Here is an 18,353-nt window from a genome sequence, read left to right on the forward strand (position 1 = left end):
TCTCGCTGCTGTCGGTGTCCGTCAGTTGGATGCGGTCCGCTGAATACCTCTGCACACGGTCCTCGTACTTCGGCCTCGCGCGTCAGTCCTTGTACCGCTGGGGGGAGGGCGGCCGGGACCGCTCCGCGCCCCCGACCATCGTGGCGGACAGCCAGGTGGTGTACGAGTCCTGCCAGCCGTCCTTGAGATAGTCCACCAGCACCTGGTTGACCCGGCGTACCAGATCCTTCGCGTCCAGGTTCATCGCCACGCCGTAGTACTCGGTGGTGAACGGCTCACCCTTGAGATCGACCGTCGGGTCCTGTGCCGCCTGGCTCGCGGCGAGCGCGCCGTCGGTGACCACGGCGTCGACCTGACCGAGCTGGAGCCGTACCAGGCAGTCGAGTTGGTTGGGAACCTGCAGGGATATGTCGGTGGAAGCGGGCACCTCGCCCGATTTCTTGCCGGCGGTGAGGGCGGTCAGAGCGGTGGACGTGGCCGCCGTGCAGATCTTCTTGTCCGCCAGGCTCTTGCCGTAGCCCTTGATCGTCGAGGACTTGGGAGCCAGGACCTGCTGTCCGGTCCTGAAGTACGGCTGTGAGAAGGCGACTTCGTCCATGCGCTCGCAGCTGATCGTCATCGTGCGGACCACCATGTCGACCTCCCCGTCCCGGAGCGCGGGGATGCGGCGGCTGGTGGGGATCGCCTTGAAGTGCACCTTGTCCGGGTCGCCGAGTATCTCCTTGGCGATGCGGCGCACGATGTCGATGTCGAAGCCCTCCAGCTGGGCCCCGTCGTCCTTGGCGTTCGGGTCGCGGTACCCCCAGCGGTAGCTGTTCTGGTCGACGCCGACCGTGATGAAGCCGTTGTCCTTGATCCGCTGAATCGTCGTTCCGGACTCGTCCGAGGAGGGCCTGAGGCTGCGGTCCTGCGGGTCTTTCTTCTTCACGCAGTCCTGGTCCACCCGCGCCTGCGTCCCCAGGGCGACCCCCTGGCCCCCGGCGGTCGTGACGCCGTCGCCGCGTGTGCCGCTCACCGGCAGCACCAGGGCGAAAACCACGGCCAGGGCACAGAGGACCGTCATCGAGCCCACACCGCCCCAGCCCCTGAGACCGGCCCGCAGGCGTCGTACCGCGTTCATCGCGACCCCGTCCACCGCGCCTCCTCCCGCCGCTGTCACCGGTACTCCGAAAGCCTGCGCCCGATGCCGAGCACCGCGCCCGCAGCGCCGAGCACGGCCAGCACCGCCGCGCCCACGGGGAGCCCGAGCATCGCCGCGCGGCCGTCCTCGGCGGCCCGCTGGAACTCCTTCGCCTCGTAGGCGCTCGCGACGCCCAGGTTCTCGTCGACCTGGTCGAAGCACTCGCCCGTCGGCTTGTCGCCGTTCTTGCAGCTGTCGGTGGCCTTGCCGCCGATCACCTGGGCGAGAGCGCACTGGTAGTCGCCCAGGTCGTCGGCCTTACGGGCGTCCTTGTGCCGATCCTGCCACGCTTCCATGGCGGCGCCCGCGGCCTTCAGCGGCTTCTCGCCGCCTGCGTCGTCGGCGACCCGCTCGGCGGCGGCCAGCCGCTTCTCGAGTGTCGCCATGCTGCTCTTGAACGCTTGGTCGAACTTGTCGACGCTGTCGCCCTTGGCGTTCTTGACGGTCTCGGCGCCCCGGCTGATCAGGGTCAGGTTCTCGTTGCCACGCGCGGTGAGGGAGGCGATCCGGGCGTCGTTCAGCACGGTCAGGGACCGCACCCCGTTGTCGTAGGAGTCGTTGAGCCCCGACCGGGCGAGGGTGTGGCCGCCGGCCAGCCACAGCAGGACGACGGTCGACGCGGCCGTGGCCGCGACGAGCCCCTGGTTCAGCACCCGGTTGGTCCGCCGGTAGTTGCGGCGCTGGGCCCAGACGAGGCCGCCGAGGGCGAGGACGCCGAGACCGATCGCGGCCCACGGATACGCGGTGGCGTCCGCGTAGTCGTCACGGAGCCGCTCGTTCTCGTTGTCGTAGATGCTGCGCGCCTCGGCGAGCATGCCCTGCATCTTGTCGTTGGCGTAGCGCAGATAGGCGCCGCCCAGCGGGTAGCCCAGACGGTTGTTGGCGCGGGCCCGCTCGACCAGGCCCTTGTACTCGGGGAGCAGGGTATTCAGTTTGGCGATGCGTTCCTCGGAGTCGGAGCCGGACTCCGAGGCGGTCGCGGCGAGGGCCAGCTGCTTGGCGGCCTCCCGCATCTCCCGCTCGTAGTCCTTGCGCGACTGGTCCGTCTCCTGCCCGCCCGCGAGGAACCCGCTGGAGGCCGCCGTGTTGGCGGCGGCGAGGGAACTGTAGATCTCGGCCGCTGCCGAGCTGAGGGGCTGGCTGCCGTGGAGCACGTCGTCGGCGGCGGCCGAGCGGTCGTTCATCTGCCAGGCGGTGACCGAGCCGAACGCGACGACGAGGAAGGCGAGGAGCGCGCCGATGATGCGCAGCCGGCCCGGCTCGGTGGTCGCGGCGGCGCGCAGGTGGTCGACACCCTCCGCGAACGCCGTCCGGCGGGGCGGGCCGCCGTCGGGGTCCGGGGTCGGTAGGGGGGGCCTCGGCGTGTGCGAGACCTGGGACGGCACGACCGGGACCGGCCCCGCGGGCGGTGCCGACGGTGGCGTGCTGCCCTCCGGCGTGAATGTCACCCGACCTCCCCCTGGTCATCCGTCCGGCACCACCGCCCGCTCGCGCGGACGCGGGTGCACGGCCGCAAGTATCGCCGCCGGGGGGTGACCACGCACAGACCTTGACTCGATCTTGTTCCCCGATCGTGTCCGTACGTGCCGTGCCTGCCGGATTCCGGCGCAGCACAAGGCTTCCCGCACCACCCCCCGCCCATGAATACGCGGCTCGGGCGGGTTCGGTTCCCGGCGGTTCGAACGTGTTCGAGGGGGAGGGGCGGGGGTGGCGGGGGCCGCCGGGTCACCCTCCTTCGTAGTGCGTCCGCACGCGCGCGTGCACGGTGCCCGGCGCGCCCACGCGGTCCAGCCCGAGCAGCGCCGCGCCCAGCACCGGGGCGGCCGTGACCACCCGGGGGACGGCCTTGGGCGCGGCCGCGGCCAGTGCCTCGCGGATCCGGCCGTCGAGCAGGGGGTGCCGGGCGGCGAGGACACCGCCGCCCAGGAGGACGGGCGTCTCCTCGCCGAGGAGGTCCAGACGGGTCAGGGCCACCGTCGCCATGGCCACCACCTCCTCGGCCATGCGGCCCACCAGTGAGCGGGCCACCGGGTCGCCGGCGGTCGCCGTGGCGAACAGGACCGGGGTGAGCTCGTGGCGGCGCACGGCCGGGATGCGCTCCAGGTGCAGGGCCTCGACCAGGGCGTACACGGAGTCCAGACCGAAGTGCGCGGGCAGCGCGGCGGCGAGGGCCGTGGGACCGCCCCGGCCGTCCTCCGCGCGGGCCGCGTGCCACATCGCCTCCTCGGCCAGCCCCCAGCCGCCGCCCCAGTCGCCGGAGATACGGCCGAGCGCGGGGAAGCGGGCGGTGCGCCCGTCGGGGCGCATGCCGACGCAGTTCACGCCGGCGCCGCACACCACCGCCACGCCCCGTGGCTCGGCCGCGCCGGCCCGCAGGATGGCGAAGGTGTCGTTGCGGACCTCGACGGTCGCGCCCCACGCGCGGGCCCGCAGCGCCGCCGCGAGCCCTTCCTCCTCGACGGGGAAGTCTGCGTTGGCCAGGCATGCCGAGACATGGTCGACGGAGCCGGTCCCGGCCGCGGCGAAGGCCCGCCGTACGACCTCCGCGAGGCCGTCGACCGCGACCCCCACGCCCACGGCGGGCGGCTGGAACCCGCCGCCGCGCGCCGAGCCCAGCACCTCCCCGTCCGACGCGATCACGGCGACGTCGGTCTTGCTGTTGCCCGCGTCGACGGCGAGCACGCTCCCGGGGCCGCAAGACCGGGCATGTCCGCCCCGACCGCCGGTCCCGGCGCCGGCGTGTACGCCGTCGGTCATGCCCACGCGAGGTGCTCCCGGTTGTGGGCGATCAGCCGGTCCGTGAGGTCCTCGGCGTACGCGTACTGCCCGATCAGGGGATGCGCGAGCAGCGCGCGGAACACCCGGTCCCGGCCGCCGCGCAGGGCGGCGTCCAGGGCCAGGTCCTCGTAGGCGGTGACGTTCGCCATCAGGCCCGCGTACAGCGGGTCCACCGTCCCCACCGGCAGCGGCGCGGCCCCCTGACGGCCCACGGCGGCCTGCACCTCGATCACCGCGTCGGCGGGGAGGAAGGGCAGTGTGCCGCCGTTGAGGGTGTTCACCACCTGGTACGGACTGCCCCCGTCGCCCAGCAGCGACGCGGCCAGGTCCACGGCCGCCTCCGAGTAGAACGCCCCGCCCCGTCTGCCGAGCAGCGCGGGTTTCTCGTCGAGCGCGGGGTCCGCGTACAGCTCCAGCAATTCCCGCTCCATGGCTGCCACTTCGGCGGCCCGCGAGGGCTTGGTGCCCAGCTCCCGGACGACCTCGTCGTGGGCGTAGTAGTACCGCAGGTAGTAGGACGGGACCACGCCCAGGCGGTCCAGGACCGGGCGGGGCAGCCGCAGGTCGGCGGCGATGGTGTCGCCGTGGCCGGCCAGCAGCTTCGGCAGGACGTCCTCGCCCGCGGGGCCGCCGAGACGGACCCCGGTCTCCCAGGTGAGGTGGTTCAGGCCCACGTGGTCCAGGTGGACCTCGGCCGGGGCCACGCCGAGGTGCGCGGCGAACTTCCGTTGCAGGCCGATCGCCACGTTGCACAGGCCGACCGCCTTGTGCCCGGCCCGCAGCAGGGCGCGGGTCACGATCCCCACCGGGTTGGTGAAGTCGATGATCCAGGCGTCCGGGTTGGCCCGGCGGACCCGTTCGGCGATGTCCAGGACGACCGGGACCGTCCGCAGCGCCTTCGCCAGTCCGCCCGCGCCGGTCGTCTCCTGCCCGACGCAGCCGCACTCCAGCGGCCAGGTCTCGTCCCGCTCACGGGCGGCCTGGCCGCCGACGCGGAGCTGGAGGAGGACGGCGTCGGCGCCCTCGACGCCCCGGTCCAGGTCACCGGTGGTGACGATCCGTCCGGGGTGCCCCTGGCGGGCGAAGATCCGGCGGGACAGCCCGCCGACCAGCTCCAGCCGGTCGGCCGCCGGATCGACGAGCACCAGCTCCTCGATCGGCAGGGTGTCCCGGAGCCGGGCGAACCCGTCGACGAGTTCGGGGGTGTAGGTCGAGCCTCCGCCGACCACGGTGAGCTTCATAGCTGTATCAACCCTTAACTCCGGTCAGGGTGACGCCTTCGACGAACGCCTTCTGCGCGAAGAAGAACACGAGGATCACGGGGGCCATGACCAGCACGGTCGCGGCCATGGTCAGGTTCCAGTCGGTGTGGTGCGCGCCCTTGAAGGACTCCAGGCCGTAACTGAGCGTCCAGGCGGCCGGGTTCTCGGAGGCGTAGATCTGCGGGCCGAAGTAGTCGTTCCAGGCGTAGAAGAACTGGAAGAGCGCGACGGCCGCGATGCCGGGCTTCGCCATCGGCAGGACGACCCGCAGCAGGGTGCGCAGTTCGCCGCAGCCGTCCACCCGGGCCGCGTCCAGGTACTCGTCGGGGATGGTCGTCAGGAACTGGCGCAGCAGGAAGATGGAGAACGCGTCCCCGAACGCCATCGGAATGATCAGCGGCCACAGCGAGCCGGACAGGTCCATCTGCTTGGCCCAGAACAGGTACATCGGGATCACGACGACCTGCGGCGGCAGCATCATCATCGAGATGACCAGCATCAGCGCCAGATTCCGGCCCCGGAAGCGGAACTTGGCGAGCGCGTAGGCCACGGGGACGGACGACACGACGGTGAGGACCGTGCCGAGGCCGGCGTAGAGGAGCGTGTTCCTCCACCAGGTCAGAAAGCCGGGAGTGTCCAGGACCTGGCGGTAGTTGCCCCATTCCCAGGTGTCCGGGACGAGGTCGCGGGTGAGCGTCTGCTGGTCGCCCATCAGCGAGGTCAGCACGACGAAGACGAAGGGCAGGGTGAAGAAGAGGGCGGCGGCCACGCCCAGCGCGTGCACGGCGATCCACTCCAGCAGCGCCCGGCGGCGGGCGGTCCGCTCGCTCGCCGCGGCGACGGGCCGCACGGAGGTGTCGCGTGCTTCGAGTACCTGGGTCATCGGTCACCCGCTCCGATCAGTCCGCCCCGGCGCCGCATCAGCAGGGCCGTGAACACCATCGACAGGGCGAACAGCACGAGGGCGACCACACAGGCGGAGCCGTAGTCGAAGCGCTGGAAGCCGAGGTTGTAGACGAGCTGCGGCAGCGTCAGCGTCGACTTGTCCGGGTAGCCGGGCTCGAACTGCTGCCCGGAGCCGCCGATGACGCCGGAGGCGACCTTTCCGGCCACCAGGGGCTGCGTGTAGTACTGCATGGTCTGGATCACGCCCGTGACCACGGCGAACATCACGATCGGCGAGATGGTCGGCAGGGTCACGAAGCGGAACCGCTGCCAGGGCGACGCCCCGTCCAGCTCGGCGGCCTCGTACTGCTCCTTCGGCACGTCGAGCAGCGCGGCCATGAAGATGACCATCAGGTCGCCCACGCCCCACAGCGCGAGCGCGGTGAGTGCCGGTTTGGACCAGGCGGGGTCGGTGAACCAGCCGGGTGCCGGCAGCCCCAGCCCTTCGAGGACGGAGTTGACCGGCCCGGTCCCGGGGTTGAGGAGGAAGACGAAGGCGAGTGTCGCGGCGACCGGCGGCGCGAGGTACGGCAGGTAGAAGAGGGTCCGGAAGACGCCCGTACCGGTCTTGATCTTGGTGATCAGCAGACCGACACCGAGCCCGAACAGCACCCGGCAGGTCACCATCACCAGGACCAGCCAGAGCGTGTTGCGCAGGGCCGGCCAGAACAGCGGGTAGTCCTCGAAGACGTAGGACCAGTTGCCGAGGCCCCGGAAGACCGGTGTACCGAAGCCGTCGTACTTCATCAGCGAGAAGTACACGGTCGACACCAGCGGATAGGCGAAGAAGACGCCGAACCCGATCAGCCAGGGCGACAGGAAGGCCACCGTACGGAGCGCCGACCGGCGGCGCTTCGCGCGGAGCGTGTGCGTGGGCGTGTGCGTGGACGTGAGAGCCGCACGCGGGGAGGGCGTGGACATCGGCGGGATCCCGTTCCCTGACCGCTACTTCGCCTGCGCGATGTCGGTGTCGATCTGCGCGGCCGTCTTCTCCAGCCCCTGGTGCAGGTCCTTCACCTTGCCGGACTCGTACTGGTAGCCGAAGTCCTGGAGCGTCGTCTGGTACGTGGAACCGTTGATGGAGGCGGGCGGGGTGTTCGAGTGCGGGTTCTGCGCGATGTCCAGGAACGTCTTGAAGCCCTCGTCCACCTTCAGGTCGGGCGACTTCAGGGCGGCGAACGTGGACGGCACGTTGTGGATGGCGTTGGCGAAGGAGACGACGGCCCCGGTGTCGGTGGTCAGGTACTTCACCAGTTCCCAGGCAGCGTTCTGCTTGCGGCTCTGCGGGGCGATGCCGATCACCGTGCCGGAGAGGAAGCCCTTGCCGTACTCGTCCACCTCGTCGTCGGCCACCGGCATCGGCGCGGTGCCGATCTCGAAGTCGGTCCCCGCCTCCTTCGCCATCCCGAGCCGCCACTCGCCGTCCAGCTGCATGGCCACCTGGCCGGTCTGGAAGGGGTGCTTGGCGCCCCACTCGTCACCGAAGGTGTTCCGGTACTTTTCCAGCTTCGCGAAGCCGCCGAGCGAGTCCATCAGCTTCTTCTGGTAGGTGAACATCTCCGCGAACGCCGGGTCGTCGGCGATGTTCGACTTGCCCTCGGAGGTGAAGTAGGAGTGGTCCCACTGCGCCATGTAGTGGTCCACGACCGTCTCGTAGCCGTGGTAGTTCGGCATGAACCCGAGCTGCGCGTAGCCGTCGCCCTTGCTCTTCGTCAGCTTCTTCGCGTCCACGGCGAACTGGGACCACGTCTTCGGCGGCGAGGTGATGCCCGCCGCCGCGAACGCGTCCTTGTTGTAGTACAGCCCGTACGCGTCGCCCAGCAGCGGCAGCGCGCACCGGGTGCCCTCGAACTGCGTGTAGTCCAGCATCGGCTTCGGGATGATCTTGTCGAGGTCGAGCTTCGACTTCTTCACGAAGGGCCCCAGATCGGCGAAGGCCCCGGAGGAGCAGAACTTGCCGATGTTGGACGTGGTGAACGAGGACACCACGTCCGGCCCGCTCGAACCGCCCGCCCGCAGCGCCTGGTTGAGCTTGTCGTCGTTGATGTTCCCGACGACCTTCACCGTGATGTTGGGATGCTTCTTCTCGAACCGGTCCACGTTCGCCCGGATCGCCTTCACCTCGCCGGGCGCGCTCCAGCCGTGCCAGAAGGTGATGGTCGTCTTCGCGTTCGGGTCGTCGGACGCACCGCTCTCGGCCTGACCGGTACACGCGCTGGCGAGCAGGGACAGCGAGGCTGTGGCGGCGAGAGCGACAGCCGCTTTTTTGGATATTCCGGACATGGTGGAGCCTCCTGAGGGAGGAATGGGGTGATCTGCGAGGAAGGGGGCGCGCCCGGGAACCCGAGGGGCGCGGGGCTGTATCGATGGGTGCGGCTTCGCCGCGTGGGCGCGACCGGCCACGACGGGCCGGCAGTTTTCGAACGACCCGAGAAGCGGCCGAACTCAGCGGAGCGTCAACGTGTCGAAGACTTCGTCCCTGGTCGCCGCGAGCGCACTCTCCAGCGCCCCCCGCAGCACGGGGTGTTCGCGTACGTCACCGAGCGCGAGCCGTGGCCGGGACGCGGCCAGTTCCGCCAGCTCGGCCTCGACGAGCGCCCGCAGCGGCTCGCCGCCTGCGGTCAGTGCCGTACCGCTGAGGACGACCAGTTCGGGATCGAGTACGGCCACGAGCGCGGCGACACCCGTGGCCAGCCCGGTGGCGTAGGTGGCCAGAAGGTGTCGGTGGGGCCCGGAGTCGGGATCGGCGGCGGCGCGGCTCACCAGCTCCGCCGCGACCTCGGCGTACGGCCCCTCCGGGATGGGGGAGATGCCCAGCTCACGGGCGAGCCGGGGGATGACCTGCGAACCGGCGAGCTCCTGGAAGCCCCCGCTGTTCGCCTTGGTGACCTGGCGCACCAGCGGTACACCGGGGACCGGCAGGAAGCCGACCTCGCCGGCGCCCCCGGTGAACCCCCGGTGCAGCCGTCCGCCCAGCACCACGGCCGCGCCGAGACCGCCCTCGTTCCACAGCAGGACGAAGTCCTCGTGGCCCCTGGCCGCGCCCAGCCGTTGTTCGGCGAGGGCGGCGAGGTTCACGTCGTTCTCGTACTCCACCGGCATCGGCAGTGCGGCGGCGAGTTCGTCGAGGAGGGCGGGGGAGTGCCAGCCGGGCAGGTGCGAGGCGTACCGCAGCCGCCCGGTGTTCGGGTCGAAGGCGCCGGGTGTGCCGATGACCAGCCGGCGCACGTCCGCCCGGACGAGCCCGGCGGCCTTGACCGCCCCGTCGAGGGCGGTCGTCACCTGGCGTACGACAGGTTCGGCGGGACGCCGTCCGGGGGTGGGGACGGCGAACTCGCCGACCGTGCGGCCGGTGATGTCGGCGACGGCGGCCAGGACGCGCTCGGGGGTGACGTCCAGGCCGGCGGCGTAGGCGGCGGTCGGGTCGACCGCGTAGAGCTGGGCGTTGGGGCCGGGCCGGGCCGCGCCGGGGCCGCTGTCCCCGGTCCCTTCCGTGCCGGTGCCCCTGGCGATCACGAGTCCGGCGGCTTCGAGGCGGGCCAGCAGCTGGGAGGCGGTCGGCTTGGACAGTCCCGTCAGCTTGCCGAGGCGGGTCCGGGAGAGCGGGCCGTGCTCCAGCAGCAGATCGAGTGCGGCACGGTCGTTCATGGCGCGCAGTACGCGGGGTGTTCCTGCCATGGTCCGCCACCTGTCAACTGTTAGGAAACTTTCCTGTCGGATGCCAGGACGATAGGACTAGACCAGGGGGACGTCAATATCCGGCCAGTAAAAAACCGCCCCCGGGCGACGAGGTCGTCACCCGGGGGCGGTGTCGGAGCCGCGCGGGCCCCGCGCGCATTTGCGCGGGGCCCGCGCGATCTCACGTCACCTCACGTCACCTCACGTCGACGAAGTCCCCCGCGGACTTCACGGCCGCCGTGGTGGACGTGCCCGCGAAGACGTAACGGAACGTGCCGTCCTTCGCCGCCTTCACCGTGGTGGACAGGGCGCCGGCCGTGCCGGAGGTCACCGTCTTCACGTCGGTGTAGGCGCTCGCGCCCTTGGCCTTGAACTGGAGGGTCACCTTCTGGCCCTGGTAGCCCGCGTAGCGGCCGGCGTTCCAGTCGGCGCGGGTGAGGGAGCCCTTGACGGTCAGGGTCCTGCCCTTGGCGACCGGCTCCGGGGTGGCGTTGGCGGTGGCCTTGGCGAGCCGCTGGATCTTGGCGGTGCCGAGGTTGCCCCAGACGTCGGTCCCCATGTGGAAGCCGATGTGGTCGTCGGAGTCGTCCTCGTCGGTCGCCATCTCGGTGTAGACGGCGGCCGCCTTCCAGGTGGTGGCGTCCGCGCCCTGGAAGAGGGACTCCCGGGGATCGATGGTGAGCGTCGTCGTGCAGGCGGCGGTCACCGTGGTGTCGGTCGTCGCCGTCGTCGTGCAGGCGGGCTTCTTGGCGGAGCCCTCGATGGCGTTGCCGGGGTCGGCGAGCCTGCCCCGGTAGAGGGCGATGCCCAGCATGGTGTTCTTGTGGTCGATGACGAGATCCGTCGGCCGCGTGAAGCTGTACGAGACCGGCACGGTCACCCTGGCCTTGGTGCCGACGACGATCGGCTTGCCGTTGTTGACCGTGACGCCCCCGAAGGTCAGAGCCGGCGAGTCGGCCAGCGCGGCGGGCGCGGCCAGGCCGGTGAGAGCCAGGGCGCCGGATACGGCGACGCCTATGGCGAGCTTGCGCATGAGTCCCCACATTCGAGGCGGGCCCCTGGGCGTTGCGCTCCAGAACAAGGGCCGCCTGTGGAGGCGACACTAGGCGATCACTTGTGCGAGGGGGAAGTGGGGTACCTGTGAAGGTGGTGAGAAAAGCCCAGGTCAAATGGATGTGGGCGTTCCGGGTGCCCCGCGTCAAGGGGCACCCGGCCATGCAAAAACCCGGACCGTCAGGCGGAGATGCCGTCGATCCGGGCCATCGCGTCGTCCGCGCCGAACGGCTGCAGGTAGGGCAGCCAGCGCGGGTCCCTATGCCCGGTGCCGATGATGCGCCAGGCCAGCCCGGACGGCGGAGCGGGGGCGTGGCGGAGCCGCCAGCCGATCTCGACGAGATGGCGGTCGGCCTTGACGTGGTTGCAGCGGCGGCACGACGCGACGACGTTGTCCCAGACGTGCTTGCCCCCGCGACTGCGCGGGATGACGTGGTCGACGCTGGTTGCGACGCCACCGCAGTACATGCACCGGCCCCCGTCACGGGCGAACAGTGCCCGACGGGTCAGAGGAACGGGCCCCCGATAGGGAACCCGGACGAACCGCTTGAGCCGGACCACGCTGGGTGCGGGGACTGTGACGGTCGCGCTGTGCAGATAGGCGCCGGATTCCTCCAGGGAGACCGCCTTGTTCTCCAGGACGAGGACGAGCGCGCGGCGGAGCGGTACGACACCGAGCGGCTCGTACGACGCGTTGAGGACCAGGACGTGCGGCACGGATGCCTCCTTGTACGCCGGCGGCGCGTGGCTCGCGCCGTGGACGATCCGTAGTCAGTCTCCCCTCATGCCTGGTGGAAGCGCCACCATGTCCCGGTAACGGGCTGGGAGTGTTTTCGACCACACCGTGATTCATCCCCCGCCGCGTGCGCCCTTCACTCCCTGGTGAGCGCCTTGTCTCCCTCGAACATGGCGACGACCTCCACACAATGCCCCGTTAGTGTGGTGGGCCTGCCCGTCCGGTGACCCATCCGTGACCCGACGGATCTTGACCGCCGTACCGGAGGGCAGATAGCGCACCTGGAGGTACCCGCCGTGTCGTCCGTTTCTTCCCTGCCCCTCCTACTGGCCGCCGCCACGCCGTCGCCGTCCCCCTCGGAGACGTCGACGACCCCCGCGGTGCCGTCGCTGGAGGACGCCCAGGAGAGCGCGACCAACGCCGCCAGCTGGGTGGAGGAGAACTGGTCCACATGGCTGGCGATCGGTCTCCGCGTCCTGCTGATCGTGGTGATCGCGGCGGTGCTGAGAGTGTTCGTCCGGCGGGCGATCACCAAGCTCATAGACCGGATGAACCGCTCCGTGCCGGGCGTCGAGGGGGGCACCCTCGGCGGTCTGCTGGTCAACGTGGAGCGCCGCCGCCAGCGCTCCCAGGCCATCGGCTCGGTCCTGCGCTCGGTGGCGTCCTTCCTGATCCTGGGCACCGCCGCGCTGATGGTCCTCGCCACCTTCGAGATCAACCTCGCGCCGCTGCTGGCCTCCGCGGGTGTCGCGGGCGTGGCCATCGGTTTCGGCGCCCGGAACCTGGTCACGGACTTCCTCTCCGGCGTCTTCATGATCCTGGAGGACCAGTACGGCGTCGGTGACACCGTCGACGCGGGCGTTGCCTCCGGCGAGGTCATCGAGGTCGGCCTGCGCGTCACCAAGCTGCGCGGCGACAACGGCGAGATCTGGTACGTCCGCAACGGCGAGGTCAAGCGCATCGGCAACCTCTCCCAGGGCTGGGCCACGGCCGGCGTCGACGTCACCGTCCGTTACGACGAGGACCTCGACAAGGTCCGCCGCACCCTGACGGAGGTCGGCGAGGCGATGAGCAAGGAGGACCCCTGGAACGAACTGCTCTGGGGCCCCATCGAGGTCCTCGGCCTCGACGACCTGCTCCTGGAGTCGATGATCGTCCGCGTCTCCGCCAAGACCATGCCCGGCAAGGCCCTCACCGTCGAGCGCGAACTGCGCTGGCGCATCAAGAAGGCCTTCGACGCCGCCGACATCCCCATCGTCGGCGGCACCCAGGCCCTCGCGGCCGACAACCCGGACGCCGACCCCACGGCCGGCGTGTCGGCCCCGTCCGTGTACTCCAACACGACCTCGCCGCAGTCGGAGCGGGCTACCCCGATCGCGCCTTCGGGGGTGCCGAAGTAGCGCACGCGCCTTCGCGGCGGCCCAGGAGCACCCCCGTGTCCCCCGGGCCGCCGCGTGCCGCGGGCTAGGCGTACCGCAGCTCCGCGGGGCGGACCGTGCGGCGCAGCAGGGGGAGGGACGTGGCCGCGGCGAGGAGGCAGGCGGCGTAGACGGCGACGGGGATCAGCAGTGCCCCGAACGGCACCACCGTCAGGTCGCTCAGAAGCATCGCGTACACGAAGGCGATCGCCGTGCCCCCGGCTCCGCCCACCAGCACCGCGGGCGCCAGCGGCAGAGCGGTCTCCAGCAGCAGCGCACGGCCCAGCACCTCGTGCGGGACTCCGGCGGCGACCTGCGCGGCGAGGCCCTTGCGGCGGGTGGCGAGGGACTCGGCGGTGCCGACGGCGAGCCCGAACAGCGTGACCGCGAAGCCGACGAGGATGGCGGCGGCCGTGAAGTTCAGGCCCGTCAGGTAGAAGGCGTCCTCCTCCGCCAGGTTGTCGTACCGGGCGATCTGTGCGACGAGTGCCTCCCGTACGCCGATGTACCCGGTGCCGACCACGGCCCCCATCAGCACGGCCGCGTGGGTACGGGACGCCGCCCACGGGTCCGCACGCAGCCGCTCGGCGGCGATCAGCACCGCGGGGCTCCCGGTACGCCGTGCTAGCACCCGCCCGAGGAGCCGCGAGACCGTGCCGGACAGCAGCACCGCACCCGCGCCCACCGCCAGCAGCGCGCCGCAGAAGGTCAGCGGGGCGAAGCTGGTCACGTACCCGGGCGAGTCCACGTTGGTGACGGCGACGGCGACGAGCGCCACGACGATCAGCAGAGCCACCGCTCCCACGAACACCCACCCGGGGCCCCGGCCGCTGCCCGACGCGGTCCGACGCACCCACCCCAGCGGCGAGGCCACCACCCGGCGCAGCGCCAGCACGCTCACGACCGCACCCAGCACGGGCACACCCAGTGCCACCAGCGCGACCGCGATCCAGGCCGCCGGACCGGGGCTGTGCCAGCGGCTCAGCAGGAACACCACGAAGGCGGCCGTCGCGACCAGCGAACCCCCGAGACAGGCCGCGCCCGTCTCCAGCGCCGCGATCCGGCGCACCTGGTTCGCCGAGGCACCGGCCAGCCGAAGTCCGGCCAGCCGCCGGTCCCGGTGGACGGCACCGACACGGGTGCACTGGCCGAGGAGGCCGAGCACCGGCACCAGCAGGAGCAGCAGGGTCACGATCACCCCGGAGCGTTCCCCGGGGTTGTCGAGCAGCCCGGCGGCCATGCCGACCCGATAGCGGCCCGTCAGGGAGGCCAGCACGCCCGCCGCCAGGCCCAACGCCGTCGCGAGGCCGGCTCCCAGTGCCGTCAGCGACACCCGCCACCCTTCGCGCCGGTCCGAGCCCCGCGTCAGGAGAAGTGCCAGGCGCAGATCACTCACCAGCGGCTTCACCGGGACACCTCCAGCGTCACGTCCGCCTCCGCCGGCACGACCCCGTCCCGCAACGCGACCTCCCGGTCCGCGTACGCCGCCGTCTGGGCGTCATGGGTGATCAGCAGGACCGCCGTACCGGACTCCCGGGCCGCGTGCGTCAGCGCGGCCATCACCTGCTCGCCCGCCAGGGAGTCCAGCGCCCCGGTCGGCTCGTCCGCGAAGACCACCTTCGGCGCGGTCACCAGGGCCCGCGCGAGCGACACCCGCTGTGTCTGACCGCCGCTCATCTCACCGGGCCGCTGCTCCTGCTGCCCGCGCACCCCGAACCGCTCCAGCCACTCACCGGCCCGTTCCCGCGCCTCCTGGCGGGTCGTGCCGGCCAGCATGAGCGGCAGCGCGACGTTGTCGACGGCCGTCAGCTCGGGTATCAGCTGCCCGAACTGGAAGACGACCCCGAAGTCCGTCCGGCGCAGTTCGCTCAGCTCCTTCTCCTTGAGCCGGTCGAGCCGCTTTCCGGCGTAGGCCACCGAACCCTCGTCCGGGCGGACGATGCCCGCGAGGCAGTGCAGCAGCGTGGACTTGCCGCTGCCGCTGGCCCCGGTGACGGCGAGGATCTCTCCCTCGCGCAGTTCCACGGAGGCACCGCGCAGCGCCTCGGTCCTGCCGTGGCGCTTGACCAGCCCGCGGGCCGCCAGCAGCGGACCGGGGCCGGGGTCGGGGTTCTCGTGGGGGGTGTGCTCGTTCATGCTGTGTCGACCTCCGCGGTCAGGGTGGTCAGCCGGGCCGCGGTGGTGCTCATCCAGCGGAGATCGGCGTCGAGATGGTTGAGGGCGTAGTCCGCCGCGAGCACCGTCGACAGGTCGGCTCCCGGTGCGGTCTTCACGGCGGTCAGTTCCCGCATCCGTGTCATGTGCGCGGTGCGCTGTGCCCGGAGGTGGGCGGCGGGATCGCCGCCGGCGAGGATCGAGACGACGAGCTTGGCGAAGATCTCGTTCGTCACGAACGGCGCGGGCGCGGTGATCTCCCCGGCCCACCGGGCCAGTTCGCTCGCCCCTTCGTCCGTCGAGCGGTACATCGTCCGCTCCGGGCCGCTGTCCGCCTCGGTGCCGTCGACCTCGGCGAGTCCGTCGCGGACCAGCCGCTGCAGGGTCGTGTAGACCTGGCCGTAGGCCAGCGGGCGGGCCTGCGGGAAGCGTTCGTCGTGCCGTCGCTTGAGGTCGTAGCCATGGCTCGGCCCCCCGGCGAGCAGGCCCAACAGGATGTGGCGGGTGCTCATGGTGATCAGTATGCACTGAGTATATGTATCGAGTGAATAGCTGGAGAGGGGTGACCCGCGCCACGATGTTCCTCCGCCCACGTCTGCGGCGGCCCCCGCTGGGTAGGGCTGGAGTACCCCCGGACCCGCACCTCACCGTCGTACGACGACAAGGAGACCCCCGTGGCCGCACCGGCTCACCTTCCGGCCCCCGTCCTTTCCAAACGCGCCCCGGAGCCCTTCGAGCTCCACGAACCCCATGTCTGCGTGTTCAGCGCCGAGGGTCCCTGCGCCGACGTCCCGCTCACCAGTGAGCCCCCGCTCCCGGACGCGGAACCCCTCACCAGCGAGCCGCCTCTCACCGACGCGGCCCCCCTCACCAGTGAACCCACATCCCACGGCGCCGCATCGGGGGTCTAGATGCACGAAGACCCAGGGGGTCCGAGCCCGATGGCCGAGACCCCGCTGGCCCGGCTCGCCGCCCTGTGCGGCGTCGCCACCTCCTACAGCCCTTCCCCGGACCGTACGGTCGCGGCCTCGCACGGCGCGGTCGTGGCCGCTCTCGCCGCGCTGGACGTGGACGCGAGCACCCCGGAGTCCGTGGCCGCCGCCCTCGCGGACCGCGAACGGCGACTCGGCGAGCGGCTGTTGCCGCCGACCGTCGTCCGCTGGGCCGACGGGGAACTCCCCGCCGCGCTGACCGCACTCCCCGAGGGCACCCGGCTGCGCGTCGAGACCGAGGAGGGCGAACTCCGCTCCGACGTCGAGGACCTCCCCCCGGGCGTCCACACCCTGCGCGCCACCGCCCCCGACGGGCGCACCGCCGACGCCCACCTGGTGGTGGCCCCGGCCCGGCTGCCCGCCCCGCCCGGCCGCACGTACGGCCTTCTCGTCCAGCTGTACTCCCTCCTGTCCCGCCGCAGCTGGGGCATGGGCGACCTCGGCGACCTCGCCGAACTCACCTCCTGGGCCGGCCGCGCCCTCGGCGCCGGATTCGTCCAGGTCAACCCGTTGCACGCGGCCGTCCCCGGCCCGCCCACCGACCCCTCCCCGTACCGCCCCTCCTCCCGCCGCTACCCCGACCCGGTCCACCTGCGGGTGGAGGACGTACCCGAGTACCCGTACGTCCTCGCCTCGCCCGAGGAGCGCGACCACGTCGGCGCGCTGCTGGAGCGGGCCTCCCTGCTGCGGGAGTCCGTCCTGGTGAAGGGCGAGCTGATCGACCGGGACGCGGTGTGGGCCCTCAAGCGCACGGCCCTTGAACGCGTGTGCGACGTGCCGCTCGGTCCCGGCCGGCGGGCCGCCTACTGGGACTTCCTCGCCGAGGAGGGCGCGGCACTGGAGGACCACGCCACCTGGTGCGCACTCGCCGAGGTCCACGGCCCCGAGTGGCAGAGCTGGCCGGCCGGTCTGCGCGACCCGCGCTCCGCCGAGACCGCCCGCGCCCGCGGGGAGCTGATGGACCGCGTCGACCTTCACACTCGCCTGGCCTGGCTGACCGACGCCCAGCTCGGTACCGCGCAGCGCTCCGCGCGCGACGCCGGTATGCCGATCGGGCTGGTGCACGACCTGGCCGTCGGCGTGCACCCCGGCGGCGCCGACGCCTGGGCCCAGCAGGAGTACTTCGCGTCCGGCATGTCCGTCGGCGCGCCCCCCGACGCCTTCAACTCCCGCGGCCAGGACTGGGGGCTGCCCCCCTGGCGCCCGGACCGCCTCGCCGAGTCCGGCTACGCGCCCTACCGCCACCTCCTGCGCGCCCTCCTCCGCCACGCGGGCGCCCTGCGCATCGACCACGTCATGGGCCTGTTCCGCCTCTGGTGGGTCCCGCAGGGCCAGGCCCCGACCGAGGGTACGTACGTCCGCTACGACGCCGACGCCATGCTCGCGATCCTGGTCCTGGAGGCGTCGCGGGCCGGCGCCCTGGTGATCGGCGAGGATCTCGGCACGGTCGAGCCGGGGGTGCGCGAGGCGCTCGACGCGCGGGGTGTGCTGGGCACGTCCGTCCTGTGGTTCGAGCGCGACTGGGAGGGCACGGGCCGGCCCCTGCCGCCCGAGCGCTGGCGGGCGAACTGTCTCGCCACCGCCACCACGCACGACCTCCCGCCCACCGCGTCCCGGCTGACCTGCGACCATGTCGAGCTGCGGCACGACCTGGGGCTGCTCACCCGGTCCCTGGAGGTGGAGCGGGCCGAGGCCGCCGCCGACGCGGGCGAATGGCTGGCCCTCCTCGCGGAGCTGGGCATGCTGGACGGTGCCGGCGGGGGCATCTCCACCACGTCCGAGGAGGAGCGGATCCAGGCCGTCCACCGCTTCCTGCTGCGGACGCCCGCGCGCATGGTCGGTCTCTGGCTGCCCGACGCGCTCGGCGACCGCCGTCCGCAGAACCTGCCCGGCACGTGGGACCAGTATCCGAACTGGCGGCTGCCGATCGCCGACGCGGGGGGCCGTCCGGCGGCCCTGGAGGACCTGGCGGCGTCGCCCCGGCTGTATGCGCTGGTGGATGTGGTGCGGGGGCTGTTGTAGCGGTGCGTTCCCGGGGGCGGGGGGCGCCCAGGGGGGTGGGGGGTGCGGGTTTCGTCGGCGGGTGCGGCTCCGGTGGGGCTTCTCGCGCAGTTCCCCGCGCCCCTGAAAAGCAGGGGCTGCGCCCCGTGCTTTTCA

16 protein-coding genes are annotated in these 18,353 nt (G+C 71.8%); 3 read left to right on the top strand and 13 right to left on the bottom strand.

Annotated features, from left to right (window positions below; genetic code table 11):
- Positions 1 to 82: 82 nt before the first annotated feature.
- The 10 genes from SCAB_RS28355 to SCAB_RS28400 form a co-directional block, all read right to left on the bottom strand.
- Positions 83 to 1,135: a glutamate ABC transporter substrate-binding protein gene (locus tag SCAB_RS28355; protein ID WP_013003525.1), complete on the bottom strand. Its 1,053-nt coding sequence runs from the start codon at positions 1,133 to 1,135 to the stop codon at positions 83 to 85.
- A gap of 20 nt (positions 1,136 to 1,155) precedes the next feature.
- A complete protein-coding gene (locus SCAB_RS28360; RefSeq protein WP_013003526.1) occupies positions 1,156 to 2,628 on the bottom strand; it encodes a hypothetical protein in 1,473 nt (490 codons plus the stop codon).
- Positions 2,629 to 2,905: 277 nt separating this feature from the next.
- Complete coding sequence (locus tag SCAB_RS28365; RefSeq protein WP_013003527.1) at positions 2,906 to 3,862, bottom strand: N-acetylglucosamine kinase; 957 nt, start codon at positions 3,860 to 3,862, stop codon at positions 2,906 to 2,908.
- A 71-nt stretch (positions 3,863 to 3,933) separates the two neighbouring features.
- Positions 3,934 to 5,199: a 6-phospho-beta-glucosidase gene (locus tag SCAB_RS28370; RefSeq protein WP_013003528.1), complete on the bottom strand. Its 1,266-nt coding sequence runs from the start codon at positions 5,197 to 5,199 to the stop codon at positions 3,934 to 3,936.
- Positions 5,200 to 5,206: 7 nt separating this feature from the next.
- Positions 5,207 to 6,103, bottom strand: coding sequence for a carbohydrate ABC transporter permease (locus SCAB_RS28375; protein ID WP_013003529.1), 897 nt, complete (start codon positions 6,101 to 6,103; stop codon positions 5,207 to 5,209).
- Positions 6,100 to 7,086, bottom strand: a complete 987-nt coding sequence (locus SCAB_RS28380; RefSeq protein WP_013003530.1) for a carbohydrate ABC transporter permease — start codon at positions 7,084 to 7,086, stop codon at positions 6,100 to 6,102. Before SCAB_RS28380 ends, SCAB_RS28375 begins: the two co-directional genes overlap by 4 nt.
- Before the next feature lie 24 nt (positions 7,087 to 7,110).
- Positions 7,111 to 8,448 (bottom strand): ABC transporter substrate-binding protein, encoded by a 1,338-nt coding sequence (locus SCAB_RS28385; protein ID WP_013003531.1) that lies wholly within the window; start codon positions 8,446 to 8,448, stop codon positions 7,111 to 7,113.
- A 162-nt stretch (positions 8,449 to 8,610) separates the two neighbouring features.
- Positions 8,611 to 9,843: an ROK family transcriptional regulator gene (locus SCAB_RS28390; RefSeq protein ID WP_013003532.1), complete on the bottom strand. Its 1,233-nt coding sequence runs from the start codon at positions 9,841 to 9,843 to the stop codon at positions 8,611 to 8,613.
- Between the two features lie 196 nt (positions 9,844 to 10,039).
- Complete coding sequence (locus tag SCAB_RS28395; protein WP_013003533.1) at positions 10,040 to 10,876, bottom strand: hypothetical protein; 837 nt, start codon at positions 10,874 to 10,876, stop codon at positions 10,040 to 10,042.
- A gap of 200 nt (positions 10,877 to 11,076) precedes the next feature.
- Positions 11,077 to 11,613 carry an HNH endonuclease gene (locus SCAB_RS28400; protein ID WP_013003534.1) on the bottom strand — a complete coding sequence of 179 codons (537 nt, stop codon included), beginning with the start codon at positions 11,611 to 11,613 and terminating at the stop codon, positions 11,077 to 11,079.
- A gap of 315 nt (positions 11,614 to 11,928) precedes the next feature.
- Between SCAB_RS28400 and SCAB_RS28405 the strand changes: the two genes are divergently transcribed.
- Entirely contained in the window at positions 11,929 to 13,032 is a 1,104-nt protein-coding gene (locus SCAB_RS28405) for a mechanosensitive ion channel family protein (protein WP_013003535.1), read from the top strand.
- A gap of 64 nt (positions 13,033 to 13,096) precedes the next feature.
- Here the strand turns inward: SCAB_RS28405 and SCAB_RS28410 are convergent, their stop codons facing one another.
- The 3 genes from SCAB_RS28410 to SCAB_RS28420 are packed head-to-tail and all read right to left on the bottom strand — an operon-like array spanning position 13,097 to position 15,716.
- Positions 13,097 to 14,458: an ABC transporter permease family protein gene (locus SCAB_RS28410; protein ID WP_041669744.1), complete on the bottom strand. Its 1,362-nt coding sequence runs from the start codon at positions 14,456 to 14,458 to the stop codon at positions 13,097 to 13,099.
- Entirely contained in the window at positions 14,455 to 15,186 is a 732-nt protein-coding gene (locus SCAB_RS28415) for an ABC transporter ATP-binding protein (RefSeq protein ID WP_013003537.1), read from the bottom strand. The genes SCAB_RS28410 and SCAB_RS28415 overlap by 4 nt, the downstream gene beginning before the upstream one ends.
- Positions 15,183 to 15,716: a PadR family transcriptional regulator gene (locus SCAB_RS28420; RefSeq protein ID WP_041669745.1), complete on the bottom strand. Its 534-nt coding sequence runs from the start codon at positions 15,714 to 15,716 to the stop codon at positions 15,183 to 15,185. The genes SCAB_RS28415 and SCAB_RS28420 overlap by 4 nt, the downstream gene beginning before the upstream one ends.
- 162 nt (positions 15,717 to 15,878) lie before the next feature.
- On the opposite strand from SCAB_RS28420, the gene SCAB_RS28425 reads away from it, so the two are divergent.
- Together SCAB_RS28425 and malQ are read left to right on the top strand one after the other, a co-directional pair.
- Positions 15,879 to 16,115, top strand: coding sequence for a hypothetical protein (locus SCAB_RS28425; RefSeq protein ID WP_013003539.1), 237 nt, complete (start codon positions 15,879 to 15,881; stop codon positions 16,113 to 16,115).
- 30 nt (positions 16,116 to 16,145) lie between these two features.
- Positions 16,146 to 18,218: a 4-alpha-glucanotransferase gene (gene malQ / locus SCAB_RS28430; protein WP_013003540.1), complete on the top strand. Its 2,073-nt coding sequence runs from the start codon at positions 16,146 to 16,148 to the stop codon at positions 18,216 to 18,218.
- Positions 18,219 to 18,353 lie beyond the last annotated feature (135 nt).

Origin of the sequence: Streptomyces scabiei 87.22 (assembly GCF_000091305.1) — a bacterium.
Lineage (GTDB): Bacteria > Actinomycetota > Actinomycetes > Streptomycetales > Streptomycetaceae > Streptomyces > Streptomyces scabiei.

What these genes read in the sequence shown, in the direction of transcription:
- SCAB_RS28420 (WP_041669745.1), bottom strand. Translation starts at nt 15,716, where the DNA reads ATGAGCACCCGCCACATCCTGTTGGGCCTGCTCGCCGGGGGGCCGAGC.
- SCAB_RS28390 (WP_013003532.1), bottom strand. Translation starts at nt 9,843, where the DNA reads ATGGCAGGAACACCCCGCGTACTGCGCGCCATGAACGACCGTGCCGCA.
- SCAB_RS28415 (WP_013003537.1), bottom strand. Translation starts at nt 15,186, where the DNA reads ATGAACGAGCACACCCCCCACGAGAACCCCGACCCCGGCCCCGGTCCG.
- SCAB_RS28380 (WP_013003530.1), bottom strand. Translation starts at nt 7,086, where the DNA reads ATGTCCACGCCCTCCCCGCGTGCGGCTCTCACGTCCACGCACACGCCC.
- malQ (WP_013003540.1), top strand. Translation starts at nt 16,146, where the DNA reads ATGGCCGAGACCCCGCTGGCCCGGCTCGCCGCCCTGTGCGGCGTCGCC.
- SCAB_RS28375 (WP_013003529.1), bottom strand. Translation starts at nt 6,103, where the DNA reads ATGACCCAGGTACTCGAAGCACGCGACACCTCCGTGCGGCCCGTCGCC.
- SCAB_RS28385 (WP_013003531.1), bottom strand. Translation starts at nt 8,448, where the DNA reads ATGTCCGGAATATCCAAAAAAGCGGCTGTCGCTCTCGCCGCCACAGCC.
- SCAB_RS28370 (WP_013003528.1), bottom strand. Translation starts at nt 5,199, where the DNA reads ATGAAGCTCACCGTGGTCGGCGGAGGCTCGACCTACACCCCCGAACTC.
- SCAB_RS28395 (WP_013003533.1), bottom strand. Translation starts at nt 10,876, where the DNA reads ATGCGCAAGCTCGCCATAGGCGTCGCCGTATCCGGCGCCCTGGCTCTC.